The following is a 17,666-nucleotide window of genomic DNA, read 5'->3' as shown; positions in this document are numbered from 1 at the left end:
TTATCAGTTCAAAACTATATAAAATTATCTATTACACGTTGGCAATGACAGTGGTGTTAATCGTGCTTAAACAGCTCACCTTGTTTGTGCAAGATACCAGCAAATATGTGATTGCCTGCGCTATTTTATTTTTGTTTTTTGAATTGGCTAATCGCACCTTTAGAGCTTTTACGCCGTTTATTGACGTTAAACGGTACACAAACAATCCGCTCACGCATCGTAAACTTTATCTCTCACTTACCTATATTGGTGTTGCTGCTATATTGGCACTCAATATCTTCATCCATTTTGCACAGTATGCCAGCTTAGGTTATCCCTTTTATGTTACCGCGGGCTTTGCATGTTTTGTTGGTGCTAGCATGGTGGTGATTTATATTGTTTATGACTATTTGTGTATTCAAGCAGTGAGTCGTCAATAGGCTATTAAGTCAGTGGAGTTACGCGTATAATATACGCACCTTTTATTTACACAGGTAAATCTATGTCCTCACCTAAAGTTGTCGTTGCGCTTGATTTTGACAAGCAATCTGACGCATTTAATTTTGTCGATCAAATCCAACCAGATCAATGTCGTTTAAAAGTAGGTAAAGAAATGTTCACCTACTTTGGTCCTGAATTTGTAAAAACACTTCAAAACAAAGGCTTTGATGTGTTCTTAGATCTTAAATTCCACGATATTCCAAATACGGTAGCAAAAGCAGTAACCGCCGCAGCAGATCTTGGCGTTTGGATGGTGAATGTGCATGCCAGTGGTGGCACAAAAATGATGGAACAGGCAAAGTTAGCGCTAGAAAAGTTTGGTAACGACGCGCCATTGTTAATGGCAGTAACGGTATTGACCAGTATGGGGCAGGAAGATTTAACTGGTTTAGGCATTGATAAAACGCCTGAGCAACAAGTGATGGCATTAGCAAAACTAACACAACAAGCTGGTTTAGACGGCGTTGTGTGCTCTGCTTGGGAAGCAGAAAGCTTAAAGCAACAATTGGGACAGTCATTTAAGCTGATTACGCCAGGTATTAGACCTGTGGGAGCAAGTGCAGATGATCAGAAACGCATCATGACGCCACCACAAGCTATTGATATTGGCGTCGACTATTTGGTTATTGGTCGCCCAATTACTAAAGCGAACGATCCGCTTAGTGTGCTTAAGCAAATTAACCAATCAATTCAATAAAAAAGAACCAGCATTTGCTGGTTTTTTTCTAACTGCAATGCAACTTTTTGATGCAAACAGAGCCAAAATAAAGTAAATATTACCCGTTAAATCAATAATTTTATAAACAAAACAGGAAGTCATATGGATATTTCAACTATTATTTTTCTTGTTGTCGTAGTCGCGGCAATTTTTTATCTTATTGGAATCTTTAACCAATTAGTTGCCCTCAGAAATCGCTATAAAAATGCGTTTTCTCAAATCGAAGTACAGCTAAAACGCCGCTATGACCTAATTCCAAATCTAGTCGAAACCGCTAAGGCTTACATGAAGCATGAAAGCGAAACCTTAGAAGCGGTTATTGCTGCGCGTAACACCGCTTTGCAACGCACACAAGAAGCGGCAGCGTCGCCAGGCAGTGCGAAAGCTATGGGTAATTTAGCAGGTGCAGAAGGGGCGTTAACTGGCGCATTAGACAAACTTAACTTCGTAATGGAAGCTTATCCAGATCTAAAAGCAAATCAGAACATGATGCAAGTCAATGAAGAGCTTGTTAGTACTGAAAACCGCATCGGATTTGCGCGACAAGCGTTTAATGACCAAGTGATGGCATACAACACATACAGACAAAGCTTCCCACAAAACATTTTCGCTCGCACGTTTGGCCATCATGAAGATGCTAAACCGCTTGAATTTGAGGACAGTGCAGAGATCCAACAAGCACCTAAAGTGTCGTTCTAGTGTTGTAGATTCCTATGGATTTTTTTCAATCTCAACAAAATGCCAAGCGCAATACATCGCGTTTGGTATCACTTTTTTCATTGGCGGTATTGAGCCTAATTATTATGACCAATATATTGGTCATGGTGCTATTTGGCTATGCCAACCTTGAGCAAAATGAATTACTTTCAGTAGAAGATGTATTAGCACAGTTTGATTGGGGCACCTTTTTCCTTATAGGTGCTGTCGTAACTGGTGTCGTACTGTTAGGTAGCTTTTATAAAACCTTGCAACTAGGCCATGGTGGCAAAGCGATTGCAGAAGGATTAGGTGGTCGATTAGTCTCTCGCAGCACCCGGGACGAGAAAGAACGCGTATTGCTTAATGTCGTTGACGAAATGGCGATTGCATCTGGCTGTCCTGTGCCTTGTGTATACATTATGGATCATGAAATTGGTATCAACGCATTCGCAGCAGGGTACAAACACTCAGATGCTGTTATTGGTGTTACCCGCGGTTGTATTGAAACCTTGTCGCGAGACGAATTACAAGGGGTGATCGCGCACGAGTTTAGCCATATTCTAAATGGTGACATGCGCCTTAATATGCGTTTGATCGGTATTTTGCACGGTATTATGGTCATGGGATACATTGGCTATTACTTGCTCCGTACTGGCGGCGCGTCACGCAAAAATGGTGGTGCGCTCATAGGTTTAGGTCTTGGTCTTATTGTGATCGGATTTGGCGGTGCATTTTTTGGTAACTGGATAAAGGCAACGGTCTCTCGTCAACGCGAATACCTTGCTGATGCGTCGGCAGTGCAGTTTACTCGTGCTAAAGACGGTATTGCTGGTGCGCTATACAAAATATCCAAAGGGAGCTCTCATCTTGACAGTGCTACCGCGCCGCAAATGTCTCACGCGTTTTTTAGCGAAGGGGTTAGTAGCTTTGCTGGAGGCATGTTTGCAACTCATCCGCCGCTAAACGATCGTATCAAGCGCATTTCTCCGTATTTTATTACCGAGCAAAAGGTGAAGAAACAGCAGAAAAAGCGTGATCAAGCAACCCAAATGCCAGAGCAAGGTCACAAGCAAACCATTGCTAAAGCGACCATTGCTAGTACCTTAATCGGCTCTATCGGTAATATCAGCGATAAGCAGATACACCACGCGCAAACCTTACTAGCGTCAATACCCAGAGGCATTGAACAAGCGCGTTACCATGTAGGTAGTGCAAAAGCGGTTATTTATGCGTTTGTTTTAGATGAAGATGAACAAGTGCAAACTAGGCAGCTTAAATATTTAGAAAGCAAGTTTGAAGATGTCGATGCGGTTGCTAATTTTGCTAAGGAATTGAAAACCATACCGATTGAATATCGACTGGCTGTTATCGATATGATTATTCCTACGTTAAAGGAAATGTCTCTAGACGCCTATCAATTGTTTAAACAGCACTTCAATTTCCTGATACATGCTGACCATAAAATCAGTAATTTCGAATGGGTGTTACAGCAGATCTTGTTAAAACACCTTAAGGCGCAATACAGCACTCGAAACAATAAGTTAGATTTATCGGTGTCTATTGATCAACGTGGGCATCATTTGAATGTGTTGTTTTCCATGTTAGTTCGTTACCAAACTAATGACGAGCAGCAGCAACAACACTTTTTAACCGAAGCTCAAAAAGTACTGGGTAGTGGGGCATTAACGCTATTATCTGAAAAAGCGATTGAGGACGCTAAGAGTAGTCAGCTTTTATTGGCGCTCGAAGACTTATCGCTAGAGGATAAACCTAAGTTACTTAATGCGTGTCTGTTGATTCTAGCGTCTGATGATGTCATTGATATTAAAGACATTGAATTCCTGCGCGGTTTGTCTGACCTACTAGATTGTCCAATGCCACCACATAAATAGTGTGAAAGTTTTGACAAATTTCAATTTTGTTCTTTAATAAAAAGTGTTGCAGGTAAGCAACACTTTTTTTATGTAACAACGTTATAAGGACATAACAATGAAACTATCTACACTAGTAGCGATCGCTTTGATCGTATGTACAACCATTCCACACAATTCTCACGCATTTACCGCTATTGCCAAAGATCAGCAATCGGTCAAGCAAACGATCAATATAAATAAAGCGAGTGCAGCTCAATTTGCTCAGCTAAAAGGCGTGGGCGTTAAGAAGGCTGAAGCTATTGTGCAATACAGAAGCCAGATTGGTGGTTTTAAGACCCTAGCACAGTTAACAGAAGTAAAGGGCATAGGTGAGAAGGTATTGGCAGATAACAAGGCGCTGCTTTCCTTGTAAGCATAAAAAAGGCAGCCTAGGCTGCCTTTTTAACTTGTAACTTTACAGTTTAGATGTGGAACTTAGCGATAACACTCACAACGCTTTCAGTGTCAGCGAAGTCTAAACCAAATTTGTTTTTCCAATAGCTATACTCGATACCCGCATCAAAGAATTTTGGCTTGCCCCAAAGTGCGCCAACATCCATACGTAATTGTGGGTTGAAGTGCAGTTCAGCTGCGTGATCGTCTGCAGAAGAAGACCAATCAGTGTAACCGTCAAACATCCAGTTTGTGTTTGCGATAGAGAAAGGTACACCCCAAACTAACGTCAACTGAACGTCATTGTCAGTAAGTTCATTGTTTGCATAGAAAACATTGGTTTGGAAGTAACCATCTTTAATGATGTTCCAGTCTGCGCCTACACCGTATAGGTAGTTGTCGAAACCAAAACCGTTGCTGCTAGAAGTAAACTCATAGGTACCCGCAAAGTAAACGTCTTTTAAAATACCCGCTTCAAGTTTTGTATCAAACGCATAGCTCATGCTTAAACGAGGAGAAAACTCACCGTAGATTTCGTTTGATTCTGCGCCTGTTGTGTTGTCTTTCACCGTCATACGGTCGATGAAGAAGAAAGCATCACCCCAGTTGTGGCCTGATACGTGCTCAAACGTTAATACGTTTACGTCTGCATCACCGATTAAAGAAAAATCAGAGGTATTTTTCAATACAGTTAAGCTGTTGTCACTCCAAAACATTTCTGCATTAGCAGATACTGACGTAGCAAGTACGGTAGAAGCGATTGTAGTTTTTAAGATAGATTTGTACGACATTTTCTCATTATCCTAAGAAAGCAAATTTAACAATAAATAGTAACGCTAGCACAGCAACGCTAGGGCTGATTTCCTTGAAGCGGCCTGCAAAAATGCGCACGGCAGCGTAAGCGATGAAACCAAAGCCAATACCGTGAGCAATAGAGAAGGTAAGTGGCATTGTGATACAAATTACCGCTACTGGCACAGCTTCTAATAAGTCGTCCCATTTAACATTAACAAGACCCGCAAGCATCAACACAGCTACAAAGAAAAGCGGCGCTGCTGTTGCGTATGCCGGAACCATGCCCGCTAGTGGTGAGAAGAACAATGCAAATAGGAAAAGAATACCAACTGTTACAGCGGTTAAACCTGTTTTACCGCCTGCTGATACACCGGCAGTACTTTCTACATAAGATGTTGTGGTAGACGTACCTAATACACTACCAGCCATTGTTGCTGTTGAGTCAGACAATAGCGCTTTACCTAAACGCGGAAGCTTGCCTGATTCGTCTAGTAATTTACCCTTTTGAGCAACAGCGATTAACGTACCTGAAGTGTCAAACAAATCAACAAATAGGAAGGCAAAAATAACGCTGATCATGCCTACTTCAAAGGCACCAGCAATATCTAGTTGAGCAAATGTAGGTGCAACTGCTGGTGGCATCGAAACAATACCCGCATAGTCTACTTTACCGATGATAACGGCAATAAAAGTGATCGCTAGAATCGAGATGATAATTGCTGAATTAAAGCCGCGGTTAGCAAGGCCAACAATAATAAATAAACCAACAGCTGCTAATATCGCTTCAATTGAAGTGATGTTACCTACAGACACTAATGTCGCAGGGTTATCTACTACGATACCTGCATTTTTTAGTGCAATGAAGGCTAGGAATAAACCGATACCCGCTGCAATACCAAAGCGCAATGAATGTGGGATTGAGTTGATGATCCACTCACGCACTTTAAACAGACTTAATAGCGTGAAAATAGTACCTGAAATGAATACTGCACCTAAAGCAACTTGCCATGTATAACCCATGGTAAGTACTACGGTGTAAGTGAAAAATGCATTTAAACCCATACCTGGCGCTAGTGCGATAGGGTAGTTAGCTAAAAAGCCCATAATAAAACAACCGATAGCAGCGGCTAAACAAGTCGCTACAAATACCGCACCTTGATCCATACCGGTTGCTGATAGCATTGATGGGTTGACGAAGATAATGTAAGCCATAGTTAAGAAGGTTGTTAGACCGGCAATGACTTCTTGTTTTATCGACGTATTATTTTTTGTTAGTTGAAAAAGTTTCTCAAACATAATATCTCTCGAAAGTTAGTAAATTTTGCTTTTATAATTGTTATTTTATTTCCACGATATCAAGCATATTAGCTTGCTCAATACCTTTGTGAATCTCGGTGTGTTGCTTTATTGGTTCTGCATCAAAGGCGATATCGCCACCGTTTATTACTTCTGATTCGGCAGACACAGATTTAAAATCAAATAGGTTGCTATCGCATAAATGAGAAGGCGCGATATTGCGAGTTGCGGTAAACATCGATTCAAGTCGACCTGGATGCTGTTGTTGCCACTGTTTTAGCATGGCTTTAATATTTTGACGCTCTAAATTTGGCTGCGAGCCACAAAGGTTGCAAGGAATAATAGGAAAGTTCTTAAGGTTAGCATATTGCGCTAACTCTTCTTCCTTACAAAAGGCGAGGGGACGAATAACAACATGTTCACCGTTATCAGACATTAATTTTGCCGGCATGGCTTTAAGCTTGCCACCGTAAAACATGTTTAGCATCAAGGTTTCAATAATATCATCGCGATGATGGCCGAGAGCTATCTTTGTTGCACCTATCTGTTTTGCTGTCTTATATAAAATGGCGCGACGCAGACGTGAACATAAACTACAGGTAGTTTTTCCTTCTGGAATCTTTTCTTTCACGATCGAGTAGGTATCTTCTTCGATAATGTGAAATTCAACACCTAATTTCGTTAAATAATCAGGCAAGATGTTTTCTGGAAAACCGGGTTGTTTCTGATCGAGATTGACAGCAACTAAAGAAAAGTTGATAGGCGCAGACTTTTGCAATAACGACAATATTGCTAACAAGCCATAACTGTCTTTTCCACCCGATAAACACACCATGACCTTGTCGCCTTCTTCAATCATGTTGAATTCAGCAATCGCTTGTCCAGTTTGGCGTCTCAGGCGTGTTTCTAGCTTTTTCAGCTGCGCCTGTTGTGTCGGGCTTAAAGTGGTCATGTTTGTCTCAAATATTAAAGCGCGCGTATTATAACAGCGCGTTATTTGAACACAACGCTATTTTCAAAATTGTAAACATTTTGCCGAAGAATCGACGACAATGTTGCCAAGTTTTCGCTTTATTGTGACAATATTGTTACTGCAATGGCGATTTATAACCGACTGGTTTTAAGGCTAAAACATCACAATTTAAGCGATCGATAACGTGCTCCGCAGTATTGCCGATTAACGCTGCTGATATACCCGTGCGGCCTATAGTGCCTAGTACAACAAGCTCTGCATCTAATTCTTGCGCTACTTTATCAATAACATCTTCAGGTAAACCTTCTCGCACATGTGTATTGTCGGTGGCTATGGAAAACTTACTTGCATGCTTATCCATCGCTTGTTGATGATGTTGCTTTAACGCGCTGTTGTATTCCTCAGTATTGAACTCAGGTATCTCTATTGCGATGTTAACCGGTGTACCCGGATATGAATTGACTAGATGTACATTGCCTTTGATCAATGTTGAAAAGGCGATGGCCTCCTGCGTTATTTTATCGTTTAGTAGTAAGTGTTCCTCTTCTTCACTACCAACATTGATAGACGCAATTATATTGCCGTCTTCTGGCCAATCGTGCTCCTTAACAAGTAACACAGGGCAAGGGCATTTACGCAGTAGGTGCCAATCAGTGGGTGTAAATATCACTGATTTAAGTTTGTCATGTTCGTGCGTGCCTTTAATCACGATATCAAATTCATGTTCAATAACTTGTTCAATCACAGGCTCAAACGGACGATTGTGCCAAATGACCTCTGTCGTTACTTCGATATTATCTTGATTACATTTATCAATGATGGCTTTTAGCCATAATTCGCGATCTTTTAATACAGTAGCGCGCATTGATTCTCGCTCTTCACCCGAAAGCATGGTGGTCATTTCGTATGAAAAATCAAAAATTGAAACAAATGCGGTGACGGAGGCTTGTGTAACTTTTGCTAATTGCAAAGCACGCAACAATGCTTTTTGATGGTCTGTGGAAGGATCGATTACAACTAATATTTTTTTATATTTTTCCATAACTTATTCCGTTTATTGACCGCGAAATTAAAACTATTATGGTTAAAATTATTAGATGAATCTTTGTTTTAAATCAAGTATTGCAGCAGATAAATCTCTCTATTTAGACACGTTTAAAGTGCTGCAACTGTCTTGAGCTGGTCTTTATCTAGGATTGTGATCAGTTTACCTTCAAGTAAAATCAGTCCGTTTTTATGAAATTTATTGAACAAGCGGCTGATGGTTTCTACTGTTAAGCCCATATAATTACCAATATCAGAACGCGTCATCGCCAGTCTGAATTTATCAGCGCTCAGTCCTCGTACTTTGTATCTGTCGCTTAAGTTAATAATAAACGTGGCTAACTTTTGCTCTGCTGTTTTATTGTTTAGCAGTGAAATCATGTGCTGATCTGACTTAATCTCTGCGCTCATCAATCGCATGATTTGCTTTTTCAAGCGAGGCATAGTGTTAGATAGATTATCGAGCGTATCATATGGTATTTCACAAACCATTGCCGTTTCTAGTGCTTTGGCAAAGCTTGGATGTTCAGCTTCGGCTATAGCATCGAAACCGAGTAAATCACCGGCTAAATGAAAGCCAGTAATTTGTTCATCACCCTGTTCATCAATAATGAAAGATTTGAATGAACCAGAGCGAATCGCATACAGCGACTTCATTTTGTCGCCACTATTGTAGAGATGATCACCCTTGTGAGCAGGCATTTTGCGATCAATGACTTTATCAAGTACGTCAAGTTCATTGTCATTGAGGGTAAATGGCAGGCAAAGCTCGCTAATACTGCAATTTTGACAATGAATGTGTTGTTGGGCATTACAACTTAGCTTATACATGAAGCGTCAATACCTTGTTAATAACCTTGTTTTTTATATGGTATTAAAACAACGCAAATGATGCAATGACAACGGTATAAATACCGAAACAAAGAATAGCACTGGCGGCAATATTTCTTACCAGCGAATGCTGAAAATACTGTCGAATGGTAACGCCTCCTAAAGAAAGGCTTAACATCATCGGTAGGGTACCTAAACCAAAGAAAAGCATAATTAGCGCGCCATCAAGTGCGCTGCCGCTGGCTATAGACCAGGTTAAGGTCGAATAGACTAGTCCGCAAGGCAACCATCCCCACAGCATACCTAAAATCAACGCTTTGGCAGATGAATCAACAGGAATCACCTTTTTAGTGAGCGGTTGAATATGACGCCATAACACATGCCCTAGTTTTTCTAGCACAACGAGTACGGAAGTCAGTTTCATTAAATACAAAGCAAGAAAAATTAAAAATAAGCCTGAAAACAACCGTAGCAGGGTTAACGGAACACCCAGTTTTGAAACAGCGATAGAAGATGAAAACCCAACGATGGCGCCAATCAGTGTATAAGACAATATGCGGCCAACATTGTAAGCAAATCCAGTGCGAATTTGGTTAGCACCGCTTGCCGCTGCAAGGCTCGTGCTTATAGCGCCGCACATACCAAAACAATGTCCAGAGCCTAATAACCCAATAAGTAATGCAGACAATAAATCAAGCGTCATCGTGCTGTTTATCGTCCTTCTTCGCTCCATCTTCTTTGTTTGGCGTGGTAGGTTTGTCATCGTCAAACAAAATACTCATACCTTGCTTTTCTAAGTCGTCAAACTGCTCAGTTTTCACAGCCCAAAAGAACAGGTAGATGCCTATTGCCGTAAGCAATATTGCGATGGGTATTAAAACGTAAATTATGCTCATTTCTTTAACAATCTTAGTGAATTTGAAATGACTAATATCGAACTTGCCGACATGCCAATTACTGCCATATAAGGAGTAATATAGCCCATAACGGCCAAAGGGAGAACAATGGCATTATAGGCAAATGCCCATCCATAGTTTTGTTTGATAATGTTATTGGTTTTCTTCGCGACAGCAAGTAAGCGCAACAATGCATTGAGGTGATTATTAACAAAAATCACGTCGGCACCGCTTTTGGCAACATCCGTGCCGCTTCCCATGGCAATAGAAACATGTGCTGCGCCAAACACTGGGGTATCGTTGACGCCATCACCAATCATGGCAAGTGTTTGGTTTTGTTGAAACGCCTGAATCTGTTTCATTTTTTGCTCGGCTGATTGATTCGAATAGACCGAGTCTATCGACAGTTGCTTTGCCACTACCTCACAGCCTTGTGCGCTGTCACCAGATAAAATAGTGGTATCAATGTTACCTTGTTGTAATGCATCTATGGTCGCAACTGCATCTTCGCGTGTGGCGTCTGCAAGATAAAACACAGCGGCTAACTCATTGTCTATGGTTAATACACATTGTGCGTCGCTATAGTCTGTTGCATCAAGCCAAGCAGGTTTACCAATCGCTAACGATTTCTCGGCTAAATTAGCTGTTACCCCTTGCCCTGGATGCACTTTGGCATTAGTAACCTTATCGATAAAGTTTCGATGGCTACTAAATGCCTTTGCAATCGGGTGCTCTGATTTAGCTTCTAATGCTGCCGCCATTTCTAACAAACGTGTTTCGCTATACTCTTCATTAATCACCTTGACGGTATTAATGGTGAACTCACCAGTTGTCAGTGTGCCAGTCTTGTCAAAAGCAACGTGGTTAACTTTGGGCATGGTTTCAATAACATGGCCTGCTTTAACCATAATGCCTTCGCGATTTAATCGCGTTGTACCGCAAGTTAGCGCGGTTGGTGTTGCTAAAGATAGGGCGCAAGGGCAGGTGGCTACAAGCACTGAAAGCGTTATCCAAAATGCTTCTTCTGGAGCGTGTGTTGACCAGTAAAATGCGGTACCGATTGCAGTTAGTAGTATTATTGCCACAAAGTGTTGGGCAATTTTATCCGATAGCTGCGCTAATCTCGGCTTATGATTTTGCGCACGCTCACTTAAACGGATCAATTGGCTTAAAAACGACGTGTTATTTTCATTTAACACCTCGAGGGTTAATACGCCATCGCCATTAATCGTGCCAGCAAAGACTTTCTCTCCATGCTGCTTTTTCACCGGCAGTGGCTCACCACTGAGCATAGATTCATTTAACTGAGATTCACCTTCAACAATAATAGCATCAGCGGGCACAGTTTCTCCCGGCTTGACCAATACCATATCACCGGTTGTTAAACGTTTGGCGGGAATATATTGCTCCGTGCCATCGATTATTCGTGTTGCCGTCATTGGCATCAGTTTTAATAAGTTCGCCGACATTTCAGCCGCTCGACTTCTTGCGCGAAACTCCAAAAATTTGCCAATAAGCAGCAAGAATGTAAACATTGAGACGGACTCAAAGTAAACTTCGCCTTGTTGCGAAATAGTCGCCCAGCAACTGGCGAAATAAGCGAGCAATATGGCAATAGAAACAGGTACGTCCATCGATAAACGCTTAGCTTTTAACGCACGAAACGCACCAGAATAGAAGGGGAATGCGCCATAGGCGATGATAGGCAGCGTTAACAGCATTGATGTCCAACGCAAGTAGACAAGCATTGTATCGGACATATCCGAAAAGGCGCCAAAGTATAAGCCAACCGCGATCATCATCACTTGCATCATCAAGATACCTGATACCCCTAAACGGCGGATAAAGGTTTTGGCTTGTTGCTTATTTTGGCTTTCAATGTGATTTGCTTTAAACGGTAGCGCGGTGTAACCGAGCGTATCGATTGCTTCAATCACTTCGCTGAGCTTTACCTTGCTCTCTTGCCAGCTGACATTGGCTCGGCGGGTGGTTGCGTTAACTGAAATCGCTACTACACCGTCTAGTTTAGAAAGCTGCATTTCTATTAACCAGGCACAGGCTGCGCAGCTAATACCTTCTACCGTCAGAATGGTTTCTTTATGATCGCCTTCAGTAAAGGTGAACTCTGATTGCAGGCTTTCATCATCAAGCAATTTGTTCTTGGCTAATTGTTCCGGTACTAACGGATCGGACTTTTGAGAAGGTTCTGTGCGATAACGATAGAAGTCGGTAAGGTCGTTGTCGACAATAGTCTGAGCAACTGCTTGGCAACCAATACAACACATAGCTTGCTCGGTGCCTTCAATGTTTACACTGAGGTCTAAACCAGCGGGAATAGGCTCATTACAATGATAACAGTGACTACTCATGATAGGCGTTTATCTTAGTTCGCTTCGTTTGGTTTTGGGTAAATATCGATAAACTCAGACTGAGGCAATGAAATAGTATTTTGAATTTTCCAATGATTCTCAAACGGAGTAATGGTGATTTTCCATTTTCCGCGCACGTCATTTTCTAATTGCGATCTAAAAAAGCCGTTGCCGTCAGGCGTTAAAATTAATGAAAAGTCGTGTTCAGCCAGTGTAGGGTGGTAAAAGTTTACGTTGAGTACAGGAAACTTCTTTTCGATGCCTGTTGGCTTAATAACTAGCTCATTGTCTTTAAAACGTAAACCAAAACGAATACCAAGTTTCTCAGCTTGTTTAACCTTACCAAACTCTAAGTTAATCGCTTTGCCTTTTTTGTAGTAGTCGCCCACCACAAGGTCATCAGGATCGGTATTAGCGATAATAAATGTAGTAATACCTGCTACAACGGCAGAGAAAGGAAGGAAAAATACGAGCCAAGCCATAGGCTCTTGATACCATCTAGTTTTCATATGTGCTACTTAAGGTATTCGTGAATAAAACAGGGTAATTATACCGATTTTATTGCGTTAAAGATATTTGTTCGTGCATAAAAAAGCCTTGTATCACTACAAGGCTTTTATGCGTAAATTTAGTGATTAATCTTCTTGCGACAAGCTATAAACGTAAGCACTTATCACGTGAATCTTTTCTTCACCTAAAATGTTTAACCATGCAGGCATTACACCAGCGCGTCCATTACGAATAGACTCTTGAACAGCCTTTTCTGAACCGCCGTATAACCAGATATTGTCGTTAAGCGCTGGAGCACCCAAAGCTAGCCCCATAGCGTGGCTACCTTGGCCTTCATTACCGTGACACGCAGCACATACGGCAAACTTCTCCTTACCAGTATCCACGTTACCTTCTTTCGCTTCACGGCCACTTAAGCTCAATACGTACGCTGCAACGTCTTTAACACCTTGTTCACCGCCAAGCGCAACATCCCATGCCATCATGCCTTGTGCTTGACGGCCGTAAATTAATGACGCTTTGATGTCTTCAGGTGAGCCGCCATACAACCAATCGTTATCAGTTAGGTCAGGGAAGCCCGTTGTACCTTTCGCATTTGAACCATGACATTGTGCACAGTTTTGTAAAAACAAACGTTGACCAATTTTTAATGCTTCTTCATCTGTCGCAAGATCTTCGATGGTGCGAGATGAAAATGCAGCGAAAATAGGACCGTACTTAGCATTTGCAGATTCTACTTCTCTATCATATTGAACGAGCATGCCTGCTTCTTTGTTCTCAAGCGTTTTAGCGCGAGAATCTTCAATACTGACAATACCTTGGTTTGAACTTGTCCAGCCAAATAAGCCTTTCCAGTTACCTAAACCTGGGTAGAAAAGTAAGTAAGCAAAACCCCAAATCACGGTCAACAAGAAGAACGTACTCCACCATTTCGGTAGTGGGTTGTTCAATTCTTCAATGCCGTCGAATTCATGTCCCATTGATTCGCCTTCAGGGACATCAGTAAAGTTCTTAAGACACCAGCGTAGTAATACTACACAGCCAATTAAGGTACCTAGTGTCAGAACCGTTATCCATATACTCCAGAAGCTAGACATTATTATTAGTCTCCTGTTTGTTAGTGTCGTCTTTGTGGTCGTCTTCTAAAATAGAATTAGCAGCTTCGTCGAAATCTTTTTTACGATTCTTGCTGTAAGCCCACACCACAATGATGATAAATAAAGCCAATATTAGTAGGGCAATTAACCCTCTTAGCGTACCGTAATCCATAGCGCCTACTTAAGGGCATGACCCAATGATTGTAAGTAAGCAATAAGGGCTTCCATTTCGGTTTTGCCTTTTACTGCCGCCTTAGCGTTTTTGATGTCTTCCGCGGAGTAAAGCGGAATCGGATTACCGTCAGCATCTTTATGGCTACGGTTCTTCGTTAGCATGTTGAACACTTCCATTTTGTCAGCAATTAGTTCGCCGTCTAAGGTGTTCTCTTCTAACCATGGAAATCCTGGCATATTTGACTCAGGTACCACATCTCTTGGATTAATTAAGTGAGCACGGTGCCAATCGTCACTATAACGACCACCTACACGCGCTAAGTCTGGTCCAGTACGCTTAGAACCCCATAAGAATGGATGTTCCCAAACATGCTCACCAGCAACACTATAGTGACCATAACGCTCAGTTTCAGCACGGAATGGACGAATCATTTGGCTATGACAAGTGTTACAGCCTTCACGAATGTATATATCGCGTCCTTCCATCTCTAATGCCGTGTATGGGCGCAGGTTATCAACTGGTTGTGTTGTTTCTTTTTGGAAAAACAACGGCGTTATTTCAACCAAGCCACCGATACTGATTGCTAGGATTGTAACGATGAAGAACCAGCCTACATTTTGTTCGACTTTTTCATGTTTATTTGTCATGTGTCGTCTCCTTATGCTAGTTCTTCGCGCTTCAAGCTATTGCTTTCCGCTTGAATGGTTTTAAACATGTTGTAAGCCATAAGTACAAAACCTGCAACAACTAATACACCGCCAACAAAGCGCATAAAGTAGAACGGATATGACGCTTGTAAGCTTTCAACAAAGCTATAAGTTAACGTACCGTCGGTGTTAACCGCACGCCACATCAAGCCTTGCATTACACCTGAAATCCACATTGCAACGATATATAACACGATACCCGCTGTATGAATCCAGAAGTGAATATTGATTAATCTAATGCTGTACATGCGCTCTTGATTGAACAGTACAGGAATTAAGTGGTAAAGCGCACCGATAGAAATCATCGCTACCCAACCTAAAGCACCAGAGTGTACGTGGCCGATAGTCCAGTCAGTGTAGTGAGAAAGCGCGTTTACCGATTTAATTGCCATCATTGGGCCTTCAAAGGTAGACATACCGTAGAAAGACAATGAAACAATAAGGAAACGAAGAATAGGGTCTGTTCTTAGTTTGTGCCATGCACCTGATAACGTCATGATACCGTTAATCATACCACCCCAAGATGGTAGGAATAATACGACTGACATAACCATACCTAAACTTTGTGCCCAATCAGGTAGAGCAGTGTAGTGAAGGTGGTGAGGACCAGCCCAAATGTATAATGATACTAATGCCCAAAAGTGAACAATAGACAAACGATAAGAATAAACTGGGCGCTCAGCTTGCTTCGGTACGAAGTAGTACATCATACCCAAGAAACCAGCAGTTAATAGGAATCCAACCGCATTGTGACCATACCACCACTGCATCATCGCATCGATGGCACCGGAGTATAGTGAGTAAGATTTCATAAAGGAAACAGGGATAGCCATTGAGTTACCGATATGCAATACAGCAACAGTAATAATGAATCCACCAAAGAACCAGTTGGCTACATAAATGTGTGACGTCTTACGCTTAACGATCGTGCCAAAGAACACGATGGCGTAGGATACCCATACAACCGCAATTAGAATATCGATTGGCCACTCTAATTCAGCATACTCTTTACTGGACGTGTAACCTAAAGGTAAGGTGATTGCCGCTAGTACAATAACAAGCTGCCAACCCCAGAAGGTGAAACTTGCTAATGGACCACCGAACAAGGTGGTTTTACAGGTCCTTTGCACGACATAATAGGACGTAGCAAAAAGAGCACTCGTACCAAATGCAAAAATTACCGCGTTGGTATGTAACGGGCGAAGACGAGAATACGTTAACCATGGCGTGTCAAAATTTAACGCAGGCCACACTAATTGTGCCGCGATAATTACACCAACCAAGGTACCAACGAATCCCCAGATCACAGTCATTACAGTGAATTGACGTACAACATTCATGTTGTAGTCTACTGCTGACGTATTTGTTTGACTCATGTTTTGGCTTCCGCAGTTATGATTATTATTAAATATACTTACTCATTAGTCCCTGAGCAAAAATTTACCCTTATCTTGTATTTATAGCGTAAAATTTAGAAAATTCACGGACCAATATATAATCGGGTGCATATGATAAGGACTTTGTTACATAATGTCATTACAAAAAGTGGGAAATTTGTTTTAGATCAATGATTGTTCAAAAATTGAATAAAGATAGGAAAAATATGCGCTTAGAAAGGACTGCTTTGGTTAAAAAGTGGTCATTAATTGCACTTTTTTGCCTCTTTTCCATAGCTTGTAGTGATAAACAGAATAATTCGCAAAAATATCTCGATACGCCGATCTGTATCGACAGCCAATCTCAATGCACAATTTCCTTGTTCAATGTCAATTATGCTGTGGCATTCAATGTGGAAAAATTAACACCGGAACAACCTTTTGTACTGAGTATTAGCGGCGAAGAAAAAAGTAAATTTTCTACGCTAACAGCCTATATTGAAGGTGAAACCATGTTTATGGGCAAAATTCCACTCTTTTTCAGCTACGATAACAACAGCCAATCTTGGCAGGCTGAAGGCCTATTTGGCAGTTGTAGCGAACCTATTATGGTGTGGCGTATTGTGCTAGAAGCCAAAGACAGTGAGGGCAACATCGAATCAACTAGTTTTACCTTTGAAAGTCGCAATCGTTAAGTAAATAATAGCCAAATCGCAACCAGTAACATAAGGCTACCCGCGATTCTATTTATCACTAAATCACCTTTATTTTTAAGCAAACGACCAAGCGTTTTACCACCGTTGGCGTAGATAAGCATGCATATTAATTCACTGATAAGAATTATAACAATTAGCGCTGCCAGTTGAGGCGCAAACTGAAGTTCGGGATTAATAAAAGGCGGCAATAGACTAATCATGAAAATCCAGCCTTTAGGATTGGATAGGGCGGTAATTAACCCCTGATTAAATAGCCCTATACGTGAGATATCTGTTTGTTTAGACGGATCGCTGATCACAATACCTTGGCGTGCTCTTAACATCGCAATACCAATGTATGAAAGGTAGGCTGCGCCAACAATTTTTAACACAATAAACAATTGTGGCCATTTCGAAACAATACCTGCCACACCTATCGCGGCACATATAGCCACTGTTGCCACACCCAGTAATTCACCTGCCATCATCCACAAGGTTTTTCTAACGCCGATAGACATGCCAAGCGTTAGCGCCAACGTCATGCACATGCCAGGGGAAATGCTCACCAAGAAAAATGTTGGAACAAAAAGTGACAGTAATGTGGTGTCTAACACGGCAAAGTTAAAACCATTGATTAATAAGGACGGCGACAGTGTATCAAAATTCGAAAAAGGGGAAAGGTTATTTAATTGTTTGTGT

At 41.4% G+C, this 17,666-nt stretch carries 20 protein-coding genes; 6 read left to right on the top strand and 14 right to left on the bottom strand.

Features of this window, described 5'->3' with window-relative positions; all coding sequences use genetic code 11:
* The first annotated feature begins 62 nt into the window (after nt 1–62).
* The 5 genes from QUD85_RS08865 (at nt 63) to QUD85_RS08845 (ending at nt 4,183) form a co-directional block, all read left to right on the top strand.
* Nucleotides 63–419, top strand: coding sequence for a hypothetical protein (locus tag QUD85_RS08865; protein ID WP_143047969.1), 357 nt, complete (start codon nt 63–65; stop codon nt 417–419).
* Nucleotides 420–481: 62 nt separating this feature from the next.
* A complete protein-coding gene (gene pyrF, locus QUD85_RS08860; RefSeq protein ID WP_093331693.1) occupies nt 482–1,177 on the top strand; it encodes an orotidine-5'-phosphate decarboxylase in 696 nt (231 codons plus the stop codon).
* 123 nt (nt 1,178–1,300) lie between these two features.
* Complete coding sequence (locus tag QUD85_RS08855) at nt 1,301–1,897, top strand: LemA family protein (RefSeq protein WP_177168931.1); 597 nt, start codon at nt 1,301–1,303, stop codon at nt 1,895–1,897.
* Nucleotides 1,898–1,911: 14 nt separating this feature from the next.
* Complete coding sequence (locus QUD85_RS08850) at nt 1,912–3,789, top strand: M48 family metallopeptidase (RefSeq protein ID WP_093331695.1); 1,878 nt, start codon at nt 1,912–1,914, stop codon at nt 3,787–3,789.
* Nucleotides 3,790–3,886: 97 nt separating this feature from the next.
* Entirely contained in the window at nt 3,887–4,183 is a 297-nt protein-coding gene (locus QUD85_RS08845; protein ID WP_093331698.1) for a ComEA family DNA-binding protein, read from the top strand.
* Between the two features lie 49 nt (nt 4,184–4,232).
* Here QUD85_RS08845 and QUD85_RS08840 read toward each other — a convergent pair whose 3' ends face one another.
* From QUD85_RS08840 to ccoN, 13 genes are all read right to left on the bottom strand, one after another.
* Nucleotides 4,233–4,994, bottom strand: coding sequence for an outer membrane protein OmpK (locus tag QUD85_RS08840; RefSeq protein ID WP_093331700.1), 762 nt, complete (start codon nt 4,992–4,994; stop codon nt 4,233–4,235).
* A 7-nt stretch (nt 4,995–5,001) separates the two neighbouring features.
* The gene (locus QUD85_RS08835; RefSeq protein WP_093331702.1) at nt 5,002–6,294 is read right to left on the bottom strand and encodes an NCS2 family permease; all 1,293 of its coding nucleotides are present in this window, start codon (nt 6,292–6,294) and stop codon (nt 5,002–5,004) included.
* A 40-nt stretch (nt 6,295–6,334) separates the two neighbouring features.
* A complete protein-coding gene (gene ttcA, locus QUD85_RS08830; protein ID WP_093331706.1) occupies nt 6,335–7,246 on the bottom strand; it encodes a tRNA 2-thiocytidine(32) synthetase TtcA in 912 nt (303 codons plus the stop codon).
* 136 nt (nt 7,247–7,382) lie between these two features.
* The gene (gene uspE, locus QUD85_RS08825) at nt 7,383–8,309 is read right to left on the bottom strand and encodes a universal stress protein UspE (RefSeq protein ID WP_093331709.1); all 927 of its coding nucleotides are present in this window, start codon (nt 8,307–8,309) and stop codon (nt 7,383–7,385) included.
* Nucleotides 8,310–8,422: 113 nt separating this feature from the next.
* Nucleotides 8,423–9,142, bottom strand: a complete 720-nt coding sequence (gene fnr, locus QUD85_RS08820) for a fumarate/nitrate reduction transcriptional regulator Fnr (protein WP_093331711.1) — start codon at nt 9,140–9,142, stop codon at nt 8,423–8,425.
* Between the two features lie 43 nt (nt 9,143–9,185).
* A complete protein-coding gene (locus QUD85_RS08815; RefSeq protein WP_093331714.1) occupies nt 9,186–9,845 on the bottom strand; it encodes a sulfite exporter TauE/SafE family protein in 660 nt (219 codons plus the stop codon).
* Nucleotides 9,835–10,038 carry a cbb3-type cytochrome oxidase assembly protein CcoS gene (gene ccoS / locus QUD85_RS08810; RefSeq protein WP_093331717.1) on the bottom strand — a complete coding sequence of 68 codons (204 nt, stop codon included), beginning with the start codon at nt 10,036–10,038 and terminating at the stop codon, nt 9,835–9,837. The genes QUD85_RS08815 and ccoS overlap by 11 nt, the downstream gene beginning before the upstream one ends.
* On the bottom strand, nt 10,035–12,407 hold the full coding sequence (locus QUD85_RS08805) for a heavy metal translocating P-type ATPase (protein WP_093331719.1): 2,373 nt from the start codon (nt 12,405–12,407) through the stop codon (nt 10,035–10,037). Before QUD85_RS08805 ends, ccoS begins: the two co-directional genes overlap by 4 nt.
* A 14-nt stretch (nt 12,408–12,421) precedes the next feature.
* Nucleotides 12,422–12,916, bottom strand: coding sequence for a FixH family protein (locus QUD85_RS08800; RefSeq protein WP_093331722.1), 495 nt, complete (start codon nt 12,914–12,916; stop codon nt 12,422–12,424).
* 126 nt (nt 12,917–13,042) lie between these two features.
* Nucleotides 13,043–14,014 carry a cytochrome-c oxidase, cbb3-type subunit III gene (ccoP, locus tag QUD85_RS08795; RefSeq protein ID WP_093331724.1) on the bottom strand — a complete coding sequence of 324 codons (972 nt, stop codon included), beginning with the start codon at nt 14,012–14,014 and terminating at the stop codon, nt 13,043–13,045.
* Complete coding sequence (locus QUD85_RS08790; protein ID WP_093331727.1) at nt 14,007–14,186, bottom strand: cbb3-type cytochrome oxidase subunit 3; 180 nt, start codon at nt 14,184–14,186, stop codon at nt 14,007–14,009. The genes ccoP and QUD85_RS08790 overlap by 8 nt, the downstream gene beginning before the upstream one ends.
* Nucleotides 14,187–14,191: 5 nt before the next feature.
* Nucleotides 14,192–14,836, bottom strand: coding sequence for a cytochrome-c oxidase, cbb3-type subunit II (gene ccoO, locus QUD85_RS08785; RefSeq protein WP_093331729.1), 645 nt, complete (start codon nt 14,834–14,836; stop codon nt 14,192–14,194).
* Nucleotides 14,837–14,847: 11 nt separating this feature from the next.
* Nucleotides 14,848–16,272, bottom strand: coding sequence for a cytochrome-c oxidase, cbb3-type subunit I (ccoN, locus tag QUD85_RS08780; RefSeq protein WP_093331732.1), 1,425 nt, complete (start codon nt 16,270–16,272; stop codon nt 14,848–14,850).
* Between the two features lie 227 nt (nt 16,273–16,499).
* Between ccoN and QUD85_RS08775 the strand changes: the two genes are divergently transcribed.
* A complete protein-coding gene (locus QUD85_RS08775; protein ID WP_093331735.1) occupies nt 16,500–16,967 on the top strand; it encodes a hypothetical protein in 468 nt (155 codons plus the stop codon).
* Here the strand turns inward: QUD85_RS08775 and QUD85_RS08770 are convergent.
* Nucleotides 16,964–17,581 (bottom strand): LysE family translocator, encoded by a 618-nt coding sequence (locus QUD85_RS08770; protein ID WP_093331749.1) that lies wholly within the window; start codon nt 17,579–17,581, stop codon nt 16,964–16,966. The two genes, QUD85_RS08775 and QUD85_RS08770, sit on opposite strands and share 4 nt — an antisense overlap.
* Between the last annotated feature and the right edge of the window lie 85 nt (nt 17,582–17,666).

Source organism: Thalassotalea agarivorans, from assembly GCF_030295955.1.
Taxonomy (GTDB): Bacteria; Pseudomonadota; Gammaproteobacteria; order Enterobacterales; family Alteromonadaceae; genus Thalassotalea_D; species Thalassotalea_D agarivorans.
The sequence above is the reverse complement of the archived record's forward strand: the minus strand, read 5'-3'. Positions and strand labels throughout refer to the sequence as shown.

What these genes read in the sequence shown, in the direction of transcription:
- pyrF (WP_093331693.1), top strand. Translation starts at nt 482, where the DNA reads ATGTCCTCACCTAAAGTTGTCGTTGCGCTTGATTTTGACAAGCAATCT.
- QUD85_RS08855 (WP_177168931.1), top strand. Translation starts at nt 1,301, where the DNA reads ATGGATATTTCAACTATTATTTTTCTTGTTGTCGTAGTCGCGGCAATT.
- QUD85_RS08850 (WP_093331695.1), top strand. Translation starts at nt 1,912, where the DNA reads ATGGATTTTTTTCAATCTCAACAAAATGCCAAGCGCAATACATCGCGT.
- QUD85_RS08845 (WP_093331698.1), top strand. Translation starts at nt 3,887, where the DNA reads ATGAAACTATCTACACTAGTAGCGATCGCTTTGATCGTATGTACAACC.
- QUD85_RS08840 (WP_093331700.1), bottom strand. Translation starts at nt 4,994, where the DNA reads ATGTCGTACAAATCTATCTTAAAAACTACAATCGCTTCTACCGTACTT.
- QUD85_RS08835 (WP_093331702.1), bottom strand. Translation starts at nt 6,294, where the DNA reads ATGTTTGAGAAACTTTTTCAACTAACAAAAAATAATACGTCGATAAAA.
- ttcA (WP_093331706.1), bottom strand. Translation starts at nt 7,246, where the DNA reads ATGACCACTTTAAGCCCGACACAACAGGCGCAGCTGAAAAAGCTAGAA.
- uspE (WP_093331709.1), bottom strand. Translation starts at nt 8,309, where the DNA reads ATGGAAAAATATAAAAAAATATTAGTTGTAATCGATCCTTCCACAGAC.
- fnr (WP_093331711.1), bottom strand. Translation starts at nt 9,142, where the DNA reads ATGTATAAGCTAAGTTGTAATGCCCAACAACACATTCATTGTCAAAAT.
- QUD85_RS08815 (WP_093331714.1), bottom strand. Translation starts at nt 9,845, where the DNA reads ATGACGCTTGATTTATTGTCTGCATTACTTATTGGGTTATTAGGCTCT.
- ccoS (WP_093331717.1), bottom strand. Translation starts at nt 10,038, where the DNA reads ATGAGCATAATTTACGTTTTAATACCCATCGCAATATTGCTTACGGCA.
- QUD85_RS08805 (WP_093331719.1), bottom strand. Translation starts at nt 12,407, where the DNA reads ATGAGTAGTCACTGTTATCATTGTAATGAGCCTATTCCCGCTGGTTTA.
- QUD85_RS08800 (WP_093331722.1), bottom strand. Translation starts at nt 12,916, where the DNA reads ATGAAAACTAGATGGTATCAAGAGCCTATGGCTTGGCTCGTATTTTTC.
- ccoP (WP_093331724.1), bottom strand. Translation starts at nt 14,014, where the DNA reads ATGTCTAGCTTCTGGAGTATATGGATAACGGTTCTGACACTAGGTACC.
- QUD85_RS08790 (WP_093331727.1), bottom strand. Translation starts at nt 14,186, where the DNA reads ATGGATTACGGTACGCTAAGAGGGTTAATTGCCCTACTAATATTGGCT.
- ccoO (WP_093331729.1), bottom strand. Translation starts at nt 14,836, where the DNA reads ATGACAAATAAACATGAAAAAGTCGAACAAAATGTAGGCTGGTTCTTC.
- ccoN (WP_093331732.1), bottom strand. Translation starts at nt 16,272, where the DNA reads ATGAGTCAAACAAATACGTCAGCAGTAGACTACAACATGAATGTTGTA.
- QUD85_RS08775 (WP_093331735.1), top strand. Translation starts at nt 16,500, where the DNA reads ATGCGCTTAGAAAGGACTGCTTTGGTTAAAAAGTGGTCATTAATTGCA.